General features: G+C 72.6%; 15 protein-coding genes. 12 read left to right on the forward strand and 3 right to left on the reverse strand.

Translation table 11 applies throughout. The features are described 5' to 3' along the window. Positions 1-142: 142 nt before the first annotated feature. Positions 143-1,441, reverse strand: coding sequence for an ROK family protein (locus tag BM051_RS00180; RefSeq protein ID WP_092526062.1), 1,299 nt, complete (start codon positions 1,439-1,441; stop codon positions 143-145). Positions 1,442-1,614: 173 nt separating this feature from the next. Beyond that, a complete protein-coding gene (asnB, locus tag BM051_RS00185; RefSeq protein ID WP_092526065.1) occupies positions 1,615-3,456 on the reverse strand; it encodes an asparagine synthase (glutamine-hydrolyzing) in 1,842 nt (613 codons plus the stop codon). A 407-nt stretch (positions 3,457-3,863) separates the two neighbouring features. Here asnB and kdpF point away from each other — a divergent pair, with 407 nt between their 5' ends. The 7 genes from kdpF to BM051_RS00220 all read left to right on the forward strand — a co-directional run bounded on the left by kdpF (position 3,864) and on the right by BM051_RS00220 (position 12,655). Then, the gene (gene kdpF / locus BM051_RS28240; protein WP_134045920.1) at positions 3,864-3,962 is read left to right on the forward strand and encodes a K(+)-transporting ATPase subunit F; all 99 of its coding nucleotides are present in this window, start codon (positions 3,864-3,866) and stop codon (positions 3,960-3,962) included. A 46-nt stretch (positions 3,963-4,008) separates the two neighbouring features. Next, the gene (kdpA, locus tag BM051_RS00195) at positions 4,009-5,673 is read left to right on the forward strand and encodes a potassium-transporting ATPase subunit KdpA (protein WP_092526071.1); all 1,665 of its coding nucleotides are present in this window, start codon (positions 4,009-4,011) and stop codon (positions 5,671-5,673) included. Then, on the forward strand, positions 5,673-7,763 hold the full coding sequence (gene kdpB, locus BM051_RS00200; protein ID WP_092526074.1) for a potassium-transporting ATPase subunit KdpB: 2,091 nt from the start codon (positions 5,673-5,675) through the stop codon (positions 7,761-7,763). The genes kdpA and kdpB overlap by 1 nt, the downstream gene beginning before the upstream one ends. A gap of 17 nt (positions 7,764-7,780) precedes the next feature. After that, a complete protein-coding gene (locus tag BM051_RS00205) occupies positions 7,781-8,365 on the forward strand; it encodes a potassium-transporting ATPase subunit C (RefSeq protein WP_092528297.1) in 585 nt (194 codons plus the stop codon). A 48-nt stretch (positions 8,366-8,413) separates the two neighbouring features. Next, the gene (locus BM051_RS00210; RefSeq protein ID WP_166677588.1) at positions 8,414-11,041 is read left to right on the forward strand and encodes a sensor histidine kinase; all 2,628 of its coding nucleotides are present in this window, start codon (positions 8,414-8,416) and stop codon (positions 11,039-11,041) included. Then, positions 11,038-11,751, forward strand: coding sequence for a response regulator (locus BM051_RS00215; RefSeq protein ID WP_092526080.1), 714 nt, complete (start codon positions 11,038-11,040; stop codon positions 11,749-11,751). The genes BM051_RS00210 and BM051_RS00215 overlap by 4 nt, the downstream gene beginning before the upstream one ends. A 109-nt stretch (positions 11,752-11,860) precedes the next feature. Beyond that, a complete protein-coding gene (locus BM051_RS00220; RefSeq protein ID WP_243859267.1) occupies positions 11,861-12,655 on the forward strand; it encodes a hypothetical protein in 795 nt (264 codons plus the stop codon). A 7-nt stretch (positions 12,656-12,662) separates the two neighbouring features. Here BM051_RS00220 and BM051_RS28820 read toward each other — a convergent pair whose 3' ends face one another. Beyond that, positions 12,663-13,271 (reverse strand): hypothetical protein, encoded by a 609-nt coding sequence (locus tag BM051_RS28820; RefSeq protein ID WP_166677589.1) that lies wholly within the window; start codon positions 13,269-13,271, stop codon positions 12,663-12,665. Between the two features lie 118 nt (positions 13,272-13,389). Between BM051_RS28820 and BM051_RS28825 the strand changes: the two genes are divergently transcribed. The 5 genes from BM051_RS28825 (at position 13,390) to BM051_RS00245 (ending at position 19,586) form a co-directional block, all read left to right on the forward strand. After that, positions 13,390-13,548: a hypothetical protein gene (locus tag BM051_RS28825; protein WP_166677590.1), complete on the forward strand. Its 159-nt coding sequence runs from the start codon at positions 13,390-13,392 to the stop codon at positions 13,546-13,548. Further along, positions 13,545-13,832 carry an acylphosphatase gene (locus tag BM051_RS00230; protein ID WP_092526086.1) on the forward strand — a complete coding sequence of 96 codons (288 nt, stop codon included), beginning with the start codon at positions 13,545-13,547 and terminating at the stop codon, positions 13,830-13,832. Before BM051_RS28825 ends, BM051_RS00230 begins: the two co-directional genes overlap by 4 nt. Positions 13,833-13,978: 146 nt before the next feature. Further along, entirely contained in the window at positions 13,979-17,578 is a 3,600-nt protein-coding gene (gene smc / locus BM051_RS00235) for a chromosome segregation protein SMC (RefSeq protein WP_092526089.1), read from the forward strand. A 76-nt stretch (positions 17,579-17,654) separates the two neighbouring features. Then, on the forward strand, positions 17,655-18,002 hold the full coding sequence (locus tag BM051_RS00240; protein ID WP_092526092.1) for a VOC family protein: 348 nt from the start codon (positions 17,655-17,657) through the stop codon (positions 18,000-18,002). A gap of 75 nt (positions 18,003-18,077) precedes the next feature. Continuing rightward, the gene (locus tag BM051_RS00245; protein WP_166677591.1) at positions 18,078-19,586 is read left to right on the forward strand and encodes a recombinase family protein; all 1,509 of its coding nucleotides are present in this window, start codon (positions 18,078-18,080) and stop codon (positions 19,584-19,586) included. The last annotated feature ends 67 nt before the right edge of the window (positions 19,587-19,653 follow it).

A 19,653-nucleotide genomic window follows, 5' to 3' on the forward strand; every position in this document is an offset into this window, starting at 1 on the left:
GCTCACCTCGGTAGGTGGTGGAACTGTGCGTCTTACCCTGTACAACGCACGGCCCGGTGGCGATGTGCCCGGCGGGACAAGGTTCATACTGGACTCTCAGGATCGGCGGACTCTGAGGATCGGTCGTGCCGCCCGCCGGGGCTCAGCCGACGGGGACGTGGCCGTTGGTGCTCGGCAGCTCCGGCATGCCGGCCGGCGAGCCGGCGGGTAGCCACCGCGCGAAGTGGTGCGCCGAGAACAGCTCGTCGAGCACCATGAACGCGGCGCCGACCAGCCCGCCCTCCTCGCCGAGCCGGGCCCGGTCGATGCGCAGCTCACGGGTCGACAGCGGCAGCGATCGGCGGTAGATGGTCTCTCGGATGGCGGCCAGGAAGAGATCGCCGGCGTCCGCGACCTTGCCGCCGAGCAGGATGGTCGACGGGTTGTAGAAGTTGACCATGGTAGCCAGCATGGTGCCGATCCGGCGGCCGGCCCGCATCAGCAACTGCACGGCGTGGTGGTCGCCGGAGCGGGCGGCGTCGGTGACGTCCTCGCCGGTGACCGTGCCCCGCTCGGCCAGCACCGCGGCCAGCGCCGAGCTCTCCCCCGAGCGGGCCAGCTCCGCGCCGTCCCTGGACAGTGCCGCGCCGCCGGCGAGCGCCTCCAGGCAGCCGGTCTTGCCGCACCGGCAGACGACCGTGCTGTCGTCGGACACCGCGGCGTGCCCGATGTCGCCGGCGCAGCCCTGGGCGCCGCGGTGCAGCCGGCCGTTGTTGCTGATGCCGGCGCCGATGCCGGTGCCGATCTTGATGTAGAGCAGGTCGCCGCCGAGCGGGAGGCCCGGGGTGCGCAGCTCGCCGAGGCAGAGCAGGTTCACCTCGTTGTCGACCCAGACCGGCGCCGAGTAGCGCGCGGCGAGGCGGTCGCGCACGGGGTGGTTGTTCCAACCGGGCATGATCGGCGGCTCGGAGGGGCGGCCGGTGGCGAACTCCACCGGACCGGGCAGGCCGAGGCCGACGCCCCAGATGTCGGCCGCCATGGTGCCGGTCTCGGCGATCAGCTCGTCGAGGGTGGCCTCGACCTCGGCCAGCACCGGCTCCGGGCCGCGCGCGATGTCGCCGTCGCGGGTGCGCAGGGTGAGGACGGTGCCCATCAGGTCGGTGATGCCGGCCATGAACCCGGTGGCGCCGAGTTCGGCGGTGAGGATCCGGCCGGCGTCCTTGCGGAACCGCAGCGTGCGGGCCTGCCGGCCGCCGGTGGACGGGTTGAGGTCGCCCTCCTCGAGGAGGCCGGCGTCCAGCAGGGTGCTGGTGCGTTGGGTGATGGCGGTGCGACCGAGCCCGGTGCGCAGGCTCAACGCCGGCCGGGTCTCGGCAGCGCCCGTGCGGACGAGGTCGAGCAGTCGGGTGTAGCTGACCAGCAGCTCCGCGTTGGGGACCTCGGGGTCCGGCCTGCCGCCCATCCACTCGCTCCTCTTCTGTGCGATCGATCCGAGCATATACCCGCCGCGACACTACTTACGCTTGGAATCAACATTAGCCGCGACGAATCAGTCAGAAGAGTGAGGAGGTTGTGCGAGCCCGAGGTGGCCTTGGGACATCCGCGGTACCGAAGGCCACCTCGGGCTCGCGTCTGTCAGTCGAGCTGGACGCGGGGCCGGTAGATGTCGAACCAGTGGTAGAGATCCAGCACCCGGTCGATGCCCTGACGTACCGCGCCCGGCATGGTGGCCGCGTCGGTCTGAGTGGCCTCGGTGAGCCAGTCGCGGTCCACCAGGGTGAACACGTCGTGGGCCGGCTCGGCGAGCACCTCCTTGGCCTGCTGCTGCAGCGCCACCGCGTACCCGGGGTCCTGCGTCGACGGGTACGGGCTCTTCACCCGCTCGAACACCGACCGCGGCAGCACGTGCCCGGTGGCGTGCCGCAGCAGGCTCTTCTCCCGGCCGTCGAACGTCTTGAGCGCCCACGGCGTGTTGTACACGTACTCGACGAGCCGGTGGTCGCAGAACGGCACCCGCACCTCCAGCCCCACGGCCATCGAGGTCCGGTCCTTGCGGTCCAGCAGCATCCGCACGAACCGGGTCAGGTGCAGGTGGCAGATGATCCGCATCCGCCGCTCCCGTTCGTCGGCGCCCGGCACGTGCTCCACGGCCGCGACGGCGGTGGCGTACTGGTCCGCGGTGTAGGCGTCGATGTCCAGCAGTGCCCGCACGTCCGGCCGGAGCGCGGCGTCGCGGTCGTCGGTGACGGCGTTGGTGAACGCCAGCCACGGGAAGGTCTCCGCGGCCACCGCCGCGTCGTCGAAGAACCACCGGTAGCCGCCGAACACCTCGTCGGCCGACTCGCCGGACAGCGCGACCGTCGACTCCGCCCGGATGGCCTTGAACAGCAGGTACAGCGAGGTGTCCAGGTCGCCGAGCCCGGCCGGGATGTCCCGCGCGGCCACCACCGCCCTGCGCACCTCCGGGTCGGAGATGTCCCGCGGGTCCAGCACCACGTCGCGGTGTGCCGAGCCGACCGTCGTGGCCACGTCCCGGATGAAGGGCGCGTCCGGCGTGTCGCGCATCTCGTCCGGCCGGAAGTTCTCCTCCTGCCCGAGGAAGTCCACCGCGAACGTGCGCGGCCGCTCGCCCCGCTCGGCCAGGTGGGCCGCGGCCAGCCCGGTGATGGCGCTGGAGTCCAGGCCGCCGGAGAGCAGCACGCACCGCGGCACGTCGGCCACCAGCTGCCGACGCACGATGTCGGTGAGCAACTCGCGCACCCGCTCCACCGTGGTCTCTCGGTCGTCGGTGTGCGGGGTGGCCGGGAGCCGCCAGTACGTCCGCTCGCGCAGCCCCTCGACGTCCACGGTGACGATCGTGCCCGGCTCGACCTCGCGCATCCCCTTCCACAGCGACCAGCCCGGCGCCTTGGTGAACGCGACCAGCTCGCGCAGCCCGTTGGCGTCCACCGCCTTCTCGGCCAGCGGGTTGGCCAGGATCGCCTTGGGCTCGGAGCCGAAGAGCACACCGTCCCGGGTCGGGTAGACGTAGAGCGGTTTGATCCCCATCCGGTCGCGGACCAGCACCAGTCGCCGCTCGGGCGCGTCCCACACGGCGAACGCGTACATGCCGCCCAACCGGTCGGCCACCCGCTCACCCCACTCCAGGTAGCCGCGCAGCACCACCTCGGTGTCGCTCTCGGTGGTGAAGCGGTGCCCGCGCCCGCGCAGCTCCTCGCGGAGTTCGGTGTAGTTGTACGTCTCCCCGCTGTACACCAGTGTCACCGGTCCGCGCGGAGTGTCGGCGGTCATCGGCTGGCGTCCGCCGGGCAGGTCGATCACCGCCAGCCGTCGGTGGCCGAGCGCGGCGTGGGTGTCCAGCCGGACGCCGCTGTCGTCCGGGCCCCGGCAGGCCATCGTCGCGGTCATCTCCTCGACGATCGCGCGCCGCCCGGTGAGGTCGGAGTCGAAGGAAACCCAGCCGGTGATTCCGCACATCCGCGCTACCTCCCAGTTATTTGGCATATACAACTATTGACGATCTCTTTGTAACGCGAACCGGCCGGCTTGGCTGCCCGGATTGCCCACTCCGCCCGATGTTCGCCCCGCATGTGGCCCGTTTCACGGGGCATCAAGAACACGTAAACCTGGCGGGCGACCCCGTCAAGGGGACGTCAGTCGAGGCGAGTGACGCAGGGTCGCGGGCGCACGCTCGTGGTCGGCCGGGCTCTCCCGAACGGGTGATACGAGACCGGTCGCCACTACCCGAGTGTCCAACTCAGCGGAAAGGTGTTCGTCGACGTGGCCGATGTGCTCTACGCCGTCCTCGTGATCGGTGTGTTTCTGACGCTCGCGCTGACCCTGCGCGGACTGGCCAGGCTGTGACAACCGACATGACAACCGGCATGGCGACCGGAACCGTCGCCAACGTCGTCGGCGCCGTGCTGGCGCTGGGGCTGATCGGCTACCTCGTCGTCGCGCTGATCCGGCCGGAGCGGTTCTGATGCGCTCCGGCCCACCGGGGGAGATTTCGTTGGGGGAGAACCACTGATGACCGATCTGACGGCCGGCCTGATCCAGGTCGGCCTCCTTCTCGCTGCGCTCGCCACGGTCCACCGGCCGTTCGGCGACTACCTCGCGCACGTCTACACCACCCCACGGCACTGGAAGGTCGAGCGGGTGCTGTACCGGGCGTTCCGGGTGAACCCGGACTCCGAGCAGCGCTGGACGACCTACGCGATGGGTGTGCTCGGCTTCTCGTTCGTCTCCGTCGCGCTGCTGTACCTGCTGCAGCGGCTGCAACCGTTGTTGCCACTGGACTTCGGGCGCGGTGCGGTGCCGCCGGGCATGGCGTTCAACACGGCGGTCAGCTTCGTGACCAACACGAACTGGCAGTCCTACTCCGGCGAGGAGGTCCTCGGGCACACCGTGCAGATGGCCGGTCTCACCGTGCAGAACTTCGTCTCGGCCGCGGTCGGGATGGCCGTCGCGGTCGTGCTGGTCCGCGGCTTCGTCCGGGCCCGCACCGACCGACTGGGCAACTTCTGGGTCGACCTGACCCGCGGGGTCGTCCGCGTGCTGCTGCCGATCTCGTTCGTCGTCGCGATCGTGCTCGTCGCGCTGGGCGTGGTGCAGAGCCTGTCCGGTGGCGTCGACGTGTCCAACGTGGACGGTACGAGCAGCACGATCGCGCTGGCTCCGGCGGCCAGCCAGGAGGCCGTCAAGGAGTTGGGCACCAACGGCGGCGGGATCTTCAACGCCAACTCGTCCCACCCCTTCGAGAACCCGAACGTGTGGACCAACCTGATCGAGATCTTCCTGCTGCTGGTCATCCCGGTCTCGCTGACCAGGGCGTTCGGCAGGATGGTCGGCAACGCGCGGCAGGGTTACGTGCTGCTGTCGGTGATGGGCGCGATCTGGGGGCTCATGCTCACCGTCGCCTGGTGGGCCGAGACCCACCCCAACGGTCCCGCCGCGCTGCTGGCCGGCGCGAGCACGGAGGGCAAGGAGGCCCGCTTCGGCCTCGGCACCTCCGCGCTGTTCGCCACCAGCACCACCGGCACGTCCACCGGCGCGGTGAACTCGTGGCACGACAGCTTCAGCGGGCTCGGCGGCGGCGTGCCGCTGCTGAACATGCTGTTCGGCGAGGTGACGCCCGGCGGGGTCGGCGCGGGACTGTACGGCATTCTCGTGCTGGCCGTCGTCGCGATGTTCCTCGCCGGGCTGATGGTCGGCAGGACGCCGGAGTACCTGGGCAAGAAGCTCGGCCGGCGGGAGGTGACCTGCGCCGCGGTCGCCATGCTGGCGATGCCGGCGCTGGTGCTGCTCGGCACCGGGGCGACCCTGCTGCGGCGCGGCGAGCTGGCCGCCGCGCTGACCAACTCCGGCCCGCACGGCCTTTCCGAGGTGCTCTACGCCTACGCCTCGGCCGGCAACAACAACGGCAGCGCGTTCGGCGGGCTCACCGTGACCAACGACTGGTTTCAGGCGTCGCTGGGCGTGGTGATGCTGCTCGGCCGGTTCGTGCCGATCCTGGCCGTGCTGTGCCTGGCCGGCTCGCTGGCCGCGCAGCGGAGGGTCCCGCAGACCTCCGGCACCCTGCCGACGACGAGCCCGCTGTTCGGCGCGCTGCTCGCCGGCACGGTCGCCGGCGTCGCGGCTTTGACATTCGTCCCAGCCCTCGCGTTGGGCCCGATCGCGGAGGCACTCGCCTGATGACGCTGCTGAGGGAGGAACCGGGCTGCGCCACGCCGGAGCCCACCGAGCCCGCCGAGCACCCCTCCCGCGGCGGGGCCAGCGGGTTCGGCCCGCGCCAGCTGCTCGCCGCGCTGCCGGCGGCGCTGCGCAAGCTCCACCCGCGCCACCAGCTGGCCAACCCGGTCCTGTTCGTGGTGTGGGTGGGCTCGGCGCTGGTGACCGCCTTCGCGGTCGCCCAGCCGAGCGTGTTCAGCGTCCTGGTGGCGGTGTGGCTGTGGTGCACGGTCCTGTTCGCCAACGTGGCCGAGGCGGTCGCCGAGGGCAGGGGCAGGGCGCGGGCGGAGACGCTGCGCAGGGCGAAGCGGGAGACCGTGGCCCGCCGGCTGACCGCGGAGGGCACCGAGGAGACCGTGCCCGGCGCGCGGCTGCGAATCGGCGACCTCGTGGTGGTGTCGGCCGGCGAGGTGATCCCCGGCGACGGTGACGTCGTCGAGGGCATCGCCACGGTCGACGAGTCGGCCGTCACCGGCGAGTCGGCCCCCGTGGTCCGCGAGTCCGGCGGCGACCGGTGCGCGGTCACCGGCGGCACCACCGTGCTGTCCGACCGGATCGTCGTGCGGATCACCAGCAGGCCCGGCGAGTCCTTCGTGGACAGGATGATCGGGCTGGTGGAGGGCGCGAGCCGGCAGAAGACGCCGAACGAGATCGCGCTGACCATCCTGCTGTCCACGCTGACGATCATCTTCCTGCTGGCCGTGCTCGCGCTGCAGCCGATGGCCGCCTACTCCGGCAGCACCCAGTCGGTGATCGTGCTCACCGCGCTGCTAGTGTGCCTGATCCCGACCACGATCGGCGCGTTGCTGTCGGCCATCGGGATCGCCGGGATGGACCGGCTGGTCCGGCGCAACGTGCTGGCCGGCTCGGGCCGGGCGGTGGAGGCCGCCGGCGACGTGTCGACCCTGCTGCTGGACAAGACCGGCACCATCACCCACGGCAACCGCAGGGCCACCGAGCTGGTCCCGGTGACCGGCTCGACGATCACGGAGTTGGCCGGGGCCGCGCACCTCGCCAGCCTCGCCGACGAGACCCCGGAGGGGCGCAGCATCGTCGAGCTGTGTGCCGGCGAGTTCGACCTCGGCGGGCGGACCGCCGAGGTCGTGCTGCCGGTGCCGTTCACCGCGCGGACCCGGATGAGCGGCGCCGACGCCGGAGACCGGCAGGTGCGCAAGGGCGCGCTGGCCGCCGTGCGGGCGTGGGTGGCCGACTCCGGTGGCACGCTGCCGGACGAGGTCGAGCGGATCGCCGACGAGGTGGCCCGGCAGGGCGCCACCCCGCTGGTGGTCGCCGAGCGCGGCACCGGCGCCGCGGTGGTGCGCGGCGTGGTCCGGCTGTCCGACGTGGTCAAGCCGGGGATGCGGGAGCGGTTCGCCGAGCTGCGCGCCATGGGCATCCGCACGGTGATGATCACCGGGGACAACCCGCTGACCGCGCGGGCCATCGCCGAGGAGGCCGGGGTGGACGACGTCCTCGCCGAGGCCACCCCGGAGGACAAGCTCGCGCTGATCCGACGCGAGCAGGAGGGCGGCCGGCTGGTCGCGATGACCGGGGACGGCACCAACGACGCGCCCGCGCTGGCCGCGGCCGACGTCGGGGTGGCGATGAACACCGGGACGTCGGCGGCCAAGGAGGCCGGCAACATGGTCGACCTCGACTCCGACCCGACGAAGCTGATCGAGATCGTGGCGGTCGGCAAGCAGCTGCTGATCACCCGCGGCGCGCTGACCACGTTCAGCATCGCCAACGACCTCGCGAAGTACTTCGCGATCCTGCCGGCGATGTTCGCCGGCATCCACCCGCAGCTGTCCACGCTGAACGTCATGCGGCTGGCCACGCCGCAGTCGGCCATCCTCTCCGCGGTGATCTTCAACGCGCTGGTCATCGTGGCGCTGATCCCGCTCGCCCTGCGCGGAGTGCGGTACCGGCCGAGCACCGCCGCCGCCCTGCTGCGCCGCAACCTGCTGGTCTACGGACTCGGTGGGGTCGTGACGCCGTTCCTCGCGATCTGGCTGATCGACCTGCTGGTCCGGCTCGTTCCCGGAATCGGATGACCATGAGCGCACCACCTCTGAAAGCACTGCTCCGGCAAACCAGGGCCGGCCTGCGGGTCCTGTTGGTCCTCACCGTCCTGCTCGGCGTCTGCTACCCGCTCGGCGTGTGGGCGGTGTCCCGGCTGCCCGGCCTGCGGCACTCGGCGGAGGGCTCGCTGATCGTCCACGAAGGGCGGCCGGCCGGCTCCGCACTGATCGGCGTCGACCCAGTGTTCACCGGCCCACCGACCGCCGACCCGTGGTTCCACACCCGGCCGTCGGTCGGCGGGCCCGCGGCCAGCGGCGGCAGCAACCAGTCGGCGTTCAATCCCGAGCTCGTGGCCGCCGTGCGCGAGCGCAAGGAGCTGGTCGCCGCGCGGGAGGGCGTCGCTCCCGGCGCGGTGCCCGCCGACGCGGTCACCGCCTCCGCGTCCGGTGTGGACCCCGCCATCAGCCCGGCCTACGCCGAGCTGCAGGTGCCCAGGGTGGCGCGCAACACCGGGCTGCCCGAGCAGCGGGTCCGGGAGCTGGTCGCCCGGCACACCGGCGGTGCCGGCATCGGCCAGCCGGTGGTCACCGTGCTGCCGCTCAACCTCGCGGTCGCCGGCGCGGTGGGCCGGTAGACGCGAGCCCGGGCGGTGAAGGTCGTGCGTGCGAGGCACACTGGCATCGTGGAGACAGCGCAGCCCGTCCCGGAGGGCGCGGCGGAGCCGGGCACCCGGCGTCGCCGGGGTGAGCTGCGGATCTACCTCGGGGCCGCGCCCGGCGTGGGCAAGACCTATGCCATGCTCGGCGAGGCGCACCGGCGGCGGGAGCGGGGCACCGACGTGGTCGTCGGGCTGGTCGAGACGCACGGCCGGCGGCGCACCGCCGAGCTGCTCGACGGCCTGGAGGTGGTCCCCCGGCGTCGGGTGGTCCACCGTGGACACGAGCTGACCGAGCTGGACACCGACGCCGTGCTGGCCCGCGCGCCGGAGGTGGCGGTGGTCGACGAGCTCGCGCACACCAACGCCCCCGGGTCGCGCCACCCCAAGCGCTGGCAGGATGTCGAGGAGCTGCTCAACGCCGGCATCGACGTGCTGTCCACGGTGAACGTGCAGCACCTGCAGGGCCTCAACGACGTGGTGGAGCGGATCACCGGGGTCACCCAGCGGGAGACCATCCCGGACGAGGTGGTGCGCCGCGCCGAGCAGGTGGAGCTGGTGGACATCACGCCGGAGGCGCTGCGCCGCCGGCTGGCGCACGGCAACGTCTACCCCGCCGACCGGATCGACGCCGCGCTGAGCAACTACTTCCGTCCCGGCAACCTCACCGCGCTGCGCGAGCTCGCGCTGCGCTGGGTGGCCGACCAGGTGGACGTCGCGCTGCAGCGGTACCGGGCCGAGCAGCGGATCACCGACACCTGGGAGGCGCGGGAACGGGTCGTGGTGGCGGTGACCGGAGGGCCGGAGAGCGAGACGCTGATCCGCCGCGGTCGCCGGATCGCCGCCCGCGCCGGCGCCGACCTGCTCGTGCTGCACGTGCTGCGCGGCGACGGGTTGGCCGGGCACGGCCCGCTGCCGATCGAGCCCACCTCGCTGGCCGGCTGCCGCCGGGTGGCCGAGGAGATCGGGGCCACGTTCCACACCGTGGTCGGCGACGACGTGCGCAGCGCGCTGCTCGACTTCGCCCGCGGGGTCAACGCCACCCAGCTCGTGCTCGGCACCTCCCGGCGGTCGCGGATCGCCCGGTTCTTCGACGAGGGCATCGGCGCGGCCGTGGTGCACGAGTCCGGGCCCATCGACGTGCACATGGTCACCCACGACGAGGCCGGCGGGCGGTTGCGCCGCAAGCTCGGTGGCAGCTCCCTCGCCGCGTCCCGGCGGTGGCTCGGCTGGGTGCTCGCGGTGCTGCTGCCGGCGCTGGCCACGGCGCTCGGCGTGGCCCTGCGCGCCGAGCTGGACCTGTCCACCCACGTGGTCGACTACTTCCTCGCCGGGGTGATCGTCGCGCTGGTCGGCGGGTTGGGGCCGGCGCTGCTCGCCGCGGTGCTGTCCGGGCTGCTGCTCAACTTCTTCTTCACCGAGCCCTACCACACGCTCACGGTGTACGCGCAGAGCAACGTCGTCACGCTGGTCGCCATGGTGGTGGTGGCCGTGCTGGTGGCGCTGGTGGTCGACCGCGCGGCGCGGCGGGCCGGGCAGGCGGCCCGAGCCCGCACCGAGGCCGCGCTGCTGGCCTCCTACGCGCGCACCGTGCTCACCCATCCCCGGCCGCTGGAGCGCCTGCTGGAGAAGGTGCGGGAGAACTTCGGGCTCGGCTCGGTGGCGCTGCTGGAGCGGCGGGAAGGGCGCTGGCACCGGGTGGCGCAGTCCGGCGCCGACCCGTGCGCGGGGCCGGGGGAGGCCGACATGGACGTCCCGGTCACCGAGGACGTGCACCTGGCACTGCGTGGCCGGACGTTGCGCGCCGCGGACCGCAGGGTGCTGGAGGCGGCCGCCGGGCAGGCCCTGCTCGCGCTGCGCCAGCAGCGGATGGCCGCGGCCACCGCGCGCGCCGAGCGCAAGGCCGAGGCCACCGAGCTGCGCACCGCGCTGCTGTCCGCCGTCGGCCACGACCTGCGCACCCCGCTCACCTCGATCAAGGCCGCGGTGGGCAGCCTGCGCGCCGGGGACATCGAGCTGTCCGAGGCCGACACCGCCGAGCTACTGGCCACCGTCGAGGAGTCGGCCGACCGGCTGGCCGGGCTGGTGAACAACCTGCTCGACTCCTCCCGCCTCGCGACCGGCGCGGTGCGTCCGCACCTGCGGCCGGTCGGCTTCGACGAGGTGGTCGCGCGGGCGCTGGCCGAGGTGGACGGGACGGAGTCGGTGCGGGTGGATGTGGACGACCGGTTGCCCGCCGTGCTCGCCGACCCCGGCCTGCTGGAGCGGGTGGTGGCCAACGTGCTGGACAACGCGTTGCGGCACGGCCGGGGGGCGCGGCCGGTGGCGATGCGGGCCAGCGTCCACTCCGGGTGGGTGGAGCTGCGGGTGGTCGACCACGGCCGCGGCCTGCCGAAGGGCACCGCGGACTCGGCGTTCGCGCCGTTCCAACGGCTGGGCGACCGCAGCGCCGCGCCCGGAGTCGGGCTCGGCCTTTCCGTGGCGAAGGGCTTCACCGAGGCGATGGGCGGCGGCATCCGCGCCGAGGACACCCCGGGCGGCGGGCTCACCGTGGTGATCTCGCTGCCGGTGGCACCCACGGTGAGGCCCTCGGCGACGCCCACGGCGACTTCCACGGCGACGTCCACGACGCAGACGGGAGAGCAGCTGGCATGAACGCGAAACCGGCCGGCCAGGGCGCCGGGAGTTCGGTGCTCGTGGTCGACGACGAGCCGCAGATCGTCCGCGCCCTGCGGATCAACCTGGCCGCCCGCGGCTACCGGGTGATCACCGCGCACGACGGCGCGGCCGCGCTGCGCGCCGTGGCCGAGACCAAGCCGGACGTGGTGGTGCTCGACCTCGGGCTGCCGGACATGGACGGGGTGCAGGTGATCAACGGCCTGCGCGGGTGGACCACCGTGCCGATCATCGTGCTCTCCGCCCGCGGCGACTCAACGGACAAGGTGCAGGCGCTCGACGCCGGCGCCGACGACTACGTCACCAAGCCGTTCGGGATGGACGAGCTGCTCGCCCGGCTGCGCGCCACGGTGCGCCGCTCGGCCACCTCCGCCGCCGACGACGCCGACGCGGTGGTGGAGACCAGCTCGTTCACCGTGGACCTGGTCGCGAAGAAGGTGATCCGGGACGGCAAGGAGGTGCACCTCACCAGGACCGAGTGGGGCGTGCTGGAGCTGCTGGTGCGCAACCGCGGCCGGCTGGTCGCGCAGAAGCAGTTGCTGCACGAGGTGTGGGGCCCCTCGTACGACACCGAGTCGCACTACCTGCGGGTCTACCTGGCGCAGCTGCGCCGCAAGCTGGAGCGGGAGCCCTCCCGGCCCCGGCACCTGCTCACCGAGCCCGGGATGGGCTACCGCTTCGAGCCGTAGGCCCGTTCTCGGGGCCGTGGTCGAGCCGCCGGGTCCGACCGTGGGTGGAGGCCGATGTTCGGCCCCGGGTCCGATGTGCGGACGCGGCGGAACGCCGACGCTGGACCACATGACCAAGGTGAACCGCGGGTGGCGCGGGGTGGGAGCGGAACGCAGGGCGGCCAACGCGACGGCCCTGCGAGAAGGCGGATTCTGGTCGGGGCGGTTCTGGTTTCCCGGGCGCTGGGTCGGCGGCACGGCGCTGGTCCTCGGGCCGCCGCTGATGCTCACCGGCCTGCTGCTGCGGATCCCGTTCCACTTCTTCTTCCCGCAGCAACTCGCGGCCTACGACCGGCACCCCGCGCTGATGACCGCCGCGTACGCCTGCTTCGTGGCGGGCAACGTCCTGCTGTGGCCCGCCGTGCTCACACTGGCCAGGATGATCGGCGCCACCCGGCCCACGTGGGCCGTGTGGGGTGGGGCGCTCGTGATGTTCGGCCTGTTCACCCGCACCTTCCACGGCGGCATCGACCACCTGGCGTTCCAGCTGGTCGACGTGCGGGGGCTGGCCCCGGCGACCGACGCGGTGGCCGATTCCTACCAGGCGTGGCACGTGTTCCGGTTCCCGGCCGTCACGGTGCTCATCGGATGGGTGGTGCTCGCCGTCGGCGCCTATCTCTCCGGTGCGCTGGGGCCGGTGCGGGCGGTCGCGCTCGGGCTCATGTCGGGTCTGATACTGGGCACCCTGAAGGGCACCGAGGCGCCGCAGTCGCTGATCGCGGTCGGCGGGTTGTGCGTGGCGTTCGTGCCGCTGGGGATCCAGCTCCTGCGCTCCGGTCCGCGGCCGAGCAACCGTGCCCTGCGCTGGCTGGTCGTCACGATCGTGCTGATCGTGCTCGCCTTCTTCTTCGCCCCGGAGGGGTAGCGGGCGCTCAGGGGTTCGTGGTCGAGGTGCCCGAGCCGCCCGAGGTCGGCGGCTCGGTCGGCCCCGTGGAGTCGGGCGGGTCGCTCGGTGACGTGCTGGGCGTGCTGGGGTCCGTCGAGGGATCGGGATCCGGATCCGTTGGCTGGCTCGGACTACCCGGGTCGCTGGGCCCGGGGTTCGGCGGCGTCGGGCCCGGCCAGCCGGTCGGGCGCGGGACGTTCGGCTGTCCGGGCTGGTGCGGCGGGGGCGGCAGCACCGTCGTGGTGGGTGTGCCGTCCGGGCCGAGGGTGACCACGGTGGTCGCGGTCGGCGGGGTGGTCAGGTCACCGGCCGACGCGACACCGCTGACCACGACCGTGTCCTCGCCGGGGACGCCGTGGCCGGGCACCAGCTGGGCACCGCCGGAGGAGGCGGGACCGTGCGCGGGCGGCGGTCCACCCGCCGTGGTCGTGCCGCCGCTGAGCTGGGCGATGCCGGCGAAGGCGGTGGCGACGGCGACCCCGCTGGCCGCGAGCATCAGGTAGCCGCTGCGCTGCAGCTTCCCCGTCTCGGTCCGGTGGGCGGCCGCGGCGGACACGGTCCGGGGGCTCTGGGGCGACCCGGGGGAGGGGGTCATGCAACGCTCCTCGGTGAGTGACAGGTCTGCGCGGGGAGGTCGTGCGGTGGGTGTGATGGCACCCGTTCGGGTGGCGGACCCCGGCGGCACGCTATCACCAAAGGGTCACGAAGGGCGAGTGAGTGCCTCCGCACCGCTCACCCAGGGCAACGAGTCGGGCTGGATGCGGGACCGTCGTCCCTGCCGGCACCATGGGGACGCGGGCGAGCTGGCGAGCACGCCGTTCGACGCCATGCAACACAGCAGTCCGACGAGCGCCAGCGAGGAGGGGGCGTGAGCGACACGACTGGGGGCACCAGGCTCACCGCCTGGGTGCACGGACACGTCCAGGGTGTTGGTTTCCGCTGGTGGGCGCGGAGCCGGGCGCTCGAGCTCGGCCTCGCCGGCAGCGCGACCAACCTTCCCGACGGGCGGGTCGAGGTGGTGGCCGAGGGGCCGAAGGACAACTGTGCGCGGTTGCTGGCGGCACTGCGCTCCGGAGAATCACCCGGTCGGGTGGATCACGTCGTCGAGCGCTGGTCACCGGCCAAGGGCGGCATCCAGGGCTTCGTCGAGCGCTGATCAGGCACCCGGCACGCCCGGCCAGGCGCCCCACCCCGGACGCGTCAACCCCTGATGTCGGTACAGGTCCCCGGTTCGGCGGAGCCCGGCGGGTAGACTCCGCCGACTGGAACCCAGCCCACCGGCAGCGGAGAGGTCAGCACCAGGTGCACCTGAAAAGCTTGACGCTGAAGGGCTTCAAGTCCTTCGCCTCGGCCACCACGCTGCGCTTCGAGCCGGGCATCACCTGCGTGGTCGGCCCGAACGGGTCCGGCAAGTCCAACGTGCTGGACGCGCTGCGCTGGGTGATGGGCACCCAGGGGGCCAAGGACCTGCGCGGCGGCAAGATGGAGGACGTCATCTTCGCCGGCACCGCCGGGCGCGCGCCGCTCGGCCGTGCGGAGGTCACCCTCACCATCGACAACGCCGACGGCGCGCTGCCCATCGACTACTCCGAGGTCTCGATCACCCGCCGGATGTTCCGTGACGGCGCCAGCGAGTACGAGATCAACGGCAACGGCTGCCGTCTGCTGGACGTCCAGGAGCTGCTGTCCGACTCCGGCATCGGTCGCGAGATGCACGTGATCGTCGGCCAGGGCCAGCTGTCGGAGATCCTCCAGGCCAAGCCGGAGGAGCGACGGGCCTTCATCGAGGAGGCCGCCGGCGTGCTCAAGCATCGCAAGCGCAAGGAGAAGGCGCTGCGCAAGCTCACCGCGATGCAGGCCAACCTCGACCGGCTCAACGATCTCACCGCCGAGCTGCGCCGCCAGCTCAAGCCGCTGGGCAAGCAGGCCGAGATCGCCCGCAAGGCGCAGGCCGTGCAGGCCGAGCTGCGTGACGCCCGGCTGCGGCTGCTCGCCGACGACCTGGTGACCCAGCGTGCCGAGCTGGCCAGGGAGGAGGCCGACGAGCACGCCGCCCGCGCCCGGCGGGCCGAGGTGGAGCAGGCGTTGGAGGTCGCCACCTCCGAGCAGACCGAGCTGGAGGACGCGCTCGCCGAGGACGCGCCGCGGCTGGCCGCCGCACAGGACACCTGGTACAAGCTGTCCGCGCTGGCCGAGCGGCTGCGCGGCACGGTGCGGCTGGCCGTCGAGCGGGAGCGGCACCTCTCCGCGGAGGTGCAGGCCCCCACCGGCGGCCGCGACCCGGAGGAGCTGCTCGCCGAGGCCGAGCGGGTCGCCGAGCGGGAGGAGGAGCTCACCGCCGCCGTCGCCGAGGCCAGGGCGACCCTGTCGGCGACCGTGGAGCGCCGCGAGGAGCTGGAACGCCGGTTGCAGGCCGCGGAGAAGGAGCACATGGCCGCGGTGCGGGCCATCGCCGACCGGCGGGAGGGGCTGGCCAAGCTCACCGGCCAGGTCGAGGCGCTGCGCAGCAAGACCGGCGCCACCGCGGAGGAGATCGAGCGGCTCACCGTCGGCATCGAGGAGGCCGCGGCCAGGGCCGAGGTCGCCGTCGAGGAGCTGGAGCAGGCGCGAGCCGAGGGCGGCGTGGAGGAGTCCGACGACGCCGGGCTGCAGGAGCGGCACGACCGGGCGGTGCGGGCCAACGACGCCGCCAAGGCCAGGGTCGAGGAGCTGGTCCGTGCCGAGCGCACGGCCGAGCGGGAGATCGCCTCGGAGAAGGCCAGGGTGGATGCCCTGTCCATGGGCCTGAAGCGCAAGGACGGCGCCGGCGCGCTGCTCGCCGCGGCCGACGACCTGCCCGGGCTGCTCGGCTCGGTGGCGGCGCTGCTCACCGTCGACCCCGGCTACGAGGTGGCGCTGGCCGCCGCGCTCGGCCCGGTGGCCGAGGCCGTCGCGGTCGCCGAGGGCGACGACGCCGTGGCCGCGCTGCGCTACCTGAAGGGCCACGACGCCGGCCGCGCCGGCCTGGTGCCCACCGACCGCGCCGGCGCCGTCGACACCACCGGCTGGCCGGCGCTGCCCAGCGGTGCCCGGTGGGCCAGGGAGGTGGTGAGCGCTCCCGACGCGCTGCGCCCCGCGGTGGAGCGGGCGCTGGACCGGGTGGCCGTCGTGGCCGACCTTGCGGCCGCGCAGGACCTGGTGCTGGCCTGCCCGGAGGTGCGCGCGGTCACCCGCGACGGCGATGTCGTCGGCGCGCACTGGGTGACCGGCGGCTCCGCCCGCGACGAGAGCGTGATCGAGGTGCAGGCCGCCGTCGACGAGGCGCAGGACCGGATGCTCGCCGCCGAGCGGGCGCTGGAGCGCGCCGCCGCCGAGCTCGAGGGCGCCCGCGCCGAGCAGCAGGCCCGCCGGGAGGAGGTGGCGAAGGCCAAGGAGGCGCTGAGCGAGGCGCGGGTGCGCCGGGCCCGGTCGGCGGAGCGGCTGAGCCGGATGGAGCAGGCGGCCCGCTCGGCGGAGGCCGAGGTGGAGCGGCTGCGCACCCAGCGGGCCAAGGTCGAGCAGCGCCGCGAGGAGGCGCTCGCCCAGCTCAGCGAGCTGGAGGAGCGGCTGGCCGCGGTGGCCGAGCAGCCGGTGGACGCCGAGCCGGACACCTCCGCGCGGGACGAGGCGGCGAGCGCGCTCGCCGTGGTCCGGCAGGAAGAAGTAGACGCCAGGCTGGCGCTGCGCACCGCCGAGGAGCGGGCCCGCGGCATCGCCGGCAAGGCCGACGCGCTGCGCCGCGCCGCGCAGGCCGAGCGGCAGGCCCGCGAGCGGGCCGAGAAGGCCCGCGTCGCCAGGGCCCGCGGCGCGGAGATCGCCGGCGCGGTGGTTCGCGGTGGCGAGCTGGCCCTGGATCGGATCGAGGTGTCGCTGCAGCGGGCCGCGGCTGAGCGGGACGCCGCGCAGCAGCGCCGGCAGCGGCGCGAGGAGGCGCTCGGCCAGGTGCGCAACCGGGTCCGCGAGTTGACCGGCGAGCTGGAGAAGCTCACCGACGCGGTGCACCGCGACGAGGTGTTGCGGGCCGAGCAGCGGCTGCGGCTGGAGCAGCTGGAGAACAAGATCGCCGAGGACTTCGGCATGGGGCTGGACGACCTGGTGGCCGAGTACGGCCCGGACGTGCCGGTGCCGCCGGGGCCGGGCGAGCTGGCCGAGTACGAGGCGGCCAAGGAGCGCGGGGAGACGGTCGTCGCGCCGCAGCCGATCCCGTACGACCGGGACACCCAGGCGCGGCGGGCCAGGCGGGCCGAGAAGGACCTCGCGCTGTTGGGCAAGGTCAACCCGCTGGCGCTGGAGGAGTTCGCCGCGCTGGAGGAGCGCTACAAGTTCCTGTCCACTCAGCTCGAGGACCTCAAGGCCACCCGCAAGGACCTCCTCACCGTGATCAAGGACGTCGACGACAAGATCCTCGAGGTGTTCAGCAGCGCCTACGTCGACGTGGCGCGGGAGTTCGAGACGGTGTTCTCGGTGCTCTTCCCCGGCGGCGAGGGGCGGATGGTGCTCACCGAGCCCGACGACCTGCTGACCACCGGCGTCGACGTCGAGGCGCGGCCGCCGGGCAAGAAGGTCAAGCGGCTGTCGCTGCTGTCCGGCGGGGAGAAGTCGCTGGTGGCGGTGGCGATGCTGGTGGCCATCTTCCGGGCCCGGCCCTCGCCGTTCTACGTGATGGACGAGGTTGAGGCCGCGCTGGACGACACCAACATGCGCCGGCTGATCGGCCTGCTCGAGCAGCTCCGGGAGAACTCGCAGCTGATCATCATCACCCACCAGAAGGCGACCATGGAGATCGCCGACGCGCTGTACGGCGTGAGCATGCAGGGCGACGGCATCACCAAGGTGATCTCGCAGCGGCTGCGCTCCGAGGAGCCCGAGCCCGCCCCGGTGTGACTCTGTCCCGGTAATTCGGTCGACAGGGGTCGCCGGTAACGCCAGTGTGTCGCGTGGTGTCGCACGAGGAGGCGGAATGACTTCGCGACTGCGCAACGTGGCGTTCGACTGCGCGAACCCCCACGAGCTGGCCCGGTTCTGGAGCGAGGTCACCGGGGCCCCGCTGCACCCGCACGACGCTCCGGGTGACCCGGAGTGCGAGGTGCTGCTCGACAACGGCGAGGTGCTGTTCTTCCAGCGGGTGCCCGAGCCCAAGCGGGGCAAGAACCGGGTGCACGTGTGCCTGCGGCCGGACGACCGCACCCGGGACGCCGAGGTGGAGCGGCTGGTCGGCCTCGGCGCGACGTTGCTGGAGGACCACCGGGAGCCGGACGGCACCGGCTGGGCCGTCCTCGGTGACCCGGAGGGATTGCCTCCTGTGTGACACTGTTTAAGTGAGTTCAACAGTAGTCCACACCAAGTCAGGTACATGCTGGTCAGAGGGCTCCAGGTGGTGCGGATGACCCGCCGGTCCCGGAACAAGGCACTCGCCAGCGATGTGATCCGCGCCTTCATCTACGTCCGGATCAGCAAGGACCGGGAGGGCGCCGGCCTCGGAGTTGAACGGCAGGAAGGTGACTGCCGAGAGCTTGCCGCGATGCTGAGCAAGAGCTTGGGCAAGCGTGTCGTGGTGACCGAGGTCTACGTCGACAACGACATGTCCGCGTACAGCGGCAAGCCGCGCAAGAACTACCTCCGGATGCTCGGCGATCTTCGTGGGGGCTGGGGCGACTTGGTCCTGGCGTGGCACACCGACCGGCTGCACCGCTCGCCGGTCGAGCTGGAGCACTACATCAACGTCTGCCAACCGCGCGAGGTTGCGACCTACTGCGTCAAGGCCGGCCATCTGGACCTCACCACGCCCGCGGGCCGGCTGGTGGCTCGCAACCTCGGGGCAGCCGCCCGGTACGAGGTCGAACACATGTCCGAGCGGATCTGCGCACAGAAGCTCGCCGCCTTGAGTCGCGGTGAGTGGATCGGTGGCGCTCGACCGTTCGGGTACGTCGGGGCCATCCGGGACCCCTACGGGAACGTGATCAACCGCGAAGAGGTAGGGGTCAAGCTCGTTGAGCACGAGGTTGCCCTGATCAAGAAGGCGGTCCGACGGGTGATCTCTGGCGAGTCGCTGTACGCGATCTGCAAGGAGTGGACGGCGATGGGCGTCGAGACGCCGCGGGGCTCGAAGAGGTGGCTCCCGTCCACCCTCAAGCGCATCCTCACGCGCCCGCGCAATGCCGGCCTGGTCGAGCACAGAGGCGAGGTCCTGGAAGGCGTCACGGCGATCTGGCCCGCGATCATCAGCATGGACGAGTACCACGCGGTCCGGGCGATCCTGAACGAGGACCACCGGACGACCTACCGGGGGAGCCGTTCGCTCAAGTGGCTGGGGACCAACCTCTACATCTGCTCGGTCTGCGAGGCGCAGATGCGCTCGGCAGGAATCTCCTCGGAAGGCGCTGGAGGCGTCAAACACGCGGCATACCGGTGCAAGCACGGGCTGCACCTGTCAGTGCGCGCCGACCCGATCGACGCGATCGTCAACACCTACGTGTGCACCAGGCTGGCCAAGCACGGCGCGGACCTGATCGAGGTTCGCGGCAGCGAAGCGGTGGATCTCCGGACGAAGGCCAACTCGCTCCGCGCTCGGATCAGCGAGTTGGAGGACATGCTCGGCGAAGGCGAGCTAAGCCGAACCGCGTTCCTGCGTCAACGAGACAAGATCATGTCGAAGCTCGACGCAGTGAACACCGAGTTGGCCTCGCAGGCCACCAACCGCGTGCTGGCCGGCGTCGCGGACGCCCCCAACCCCCCGGACGTGTACCTGGCGGCGCCGATCGAGCGCAAGCGGGCGATCGTCGACGCGCTGGCGACTGTGACGATCTTGCCCGGCAACAAGGGCCGCAAGCCCCGACACCTGGCAGACGACTACCGCGATCGCGTACACATCGAGACGAAGGACGCCGCATGACCAGCCGGAACGAACCCTCAGCCGTGGAGCGGTTGCAGGCCGGCATCACGGAGACGCTGGAGCAGTA

The sequence above is a fragment of the Amycolatopsis arida genome (assembly GCF_900115565.1).
Lineage (GTDB): Bacteria > Actinomycetota > Actinomycetes > Mycobacteriales > Pseudonocardiaceae > Yuhushiella > Yuhushiella arida.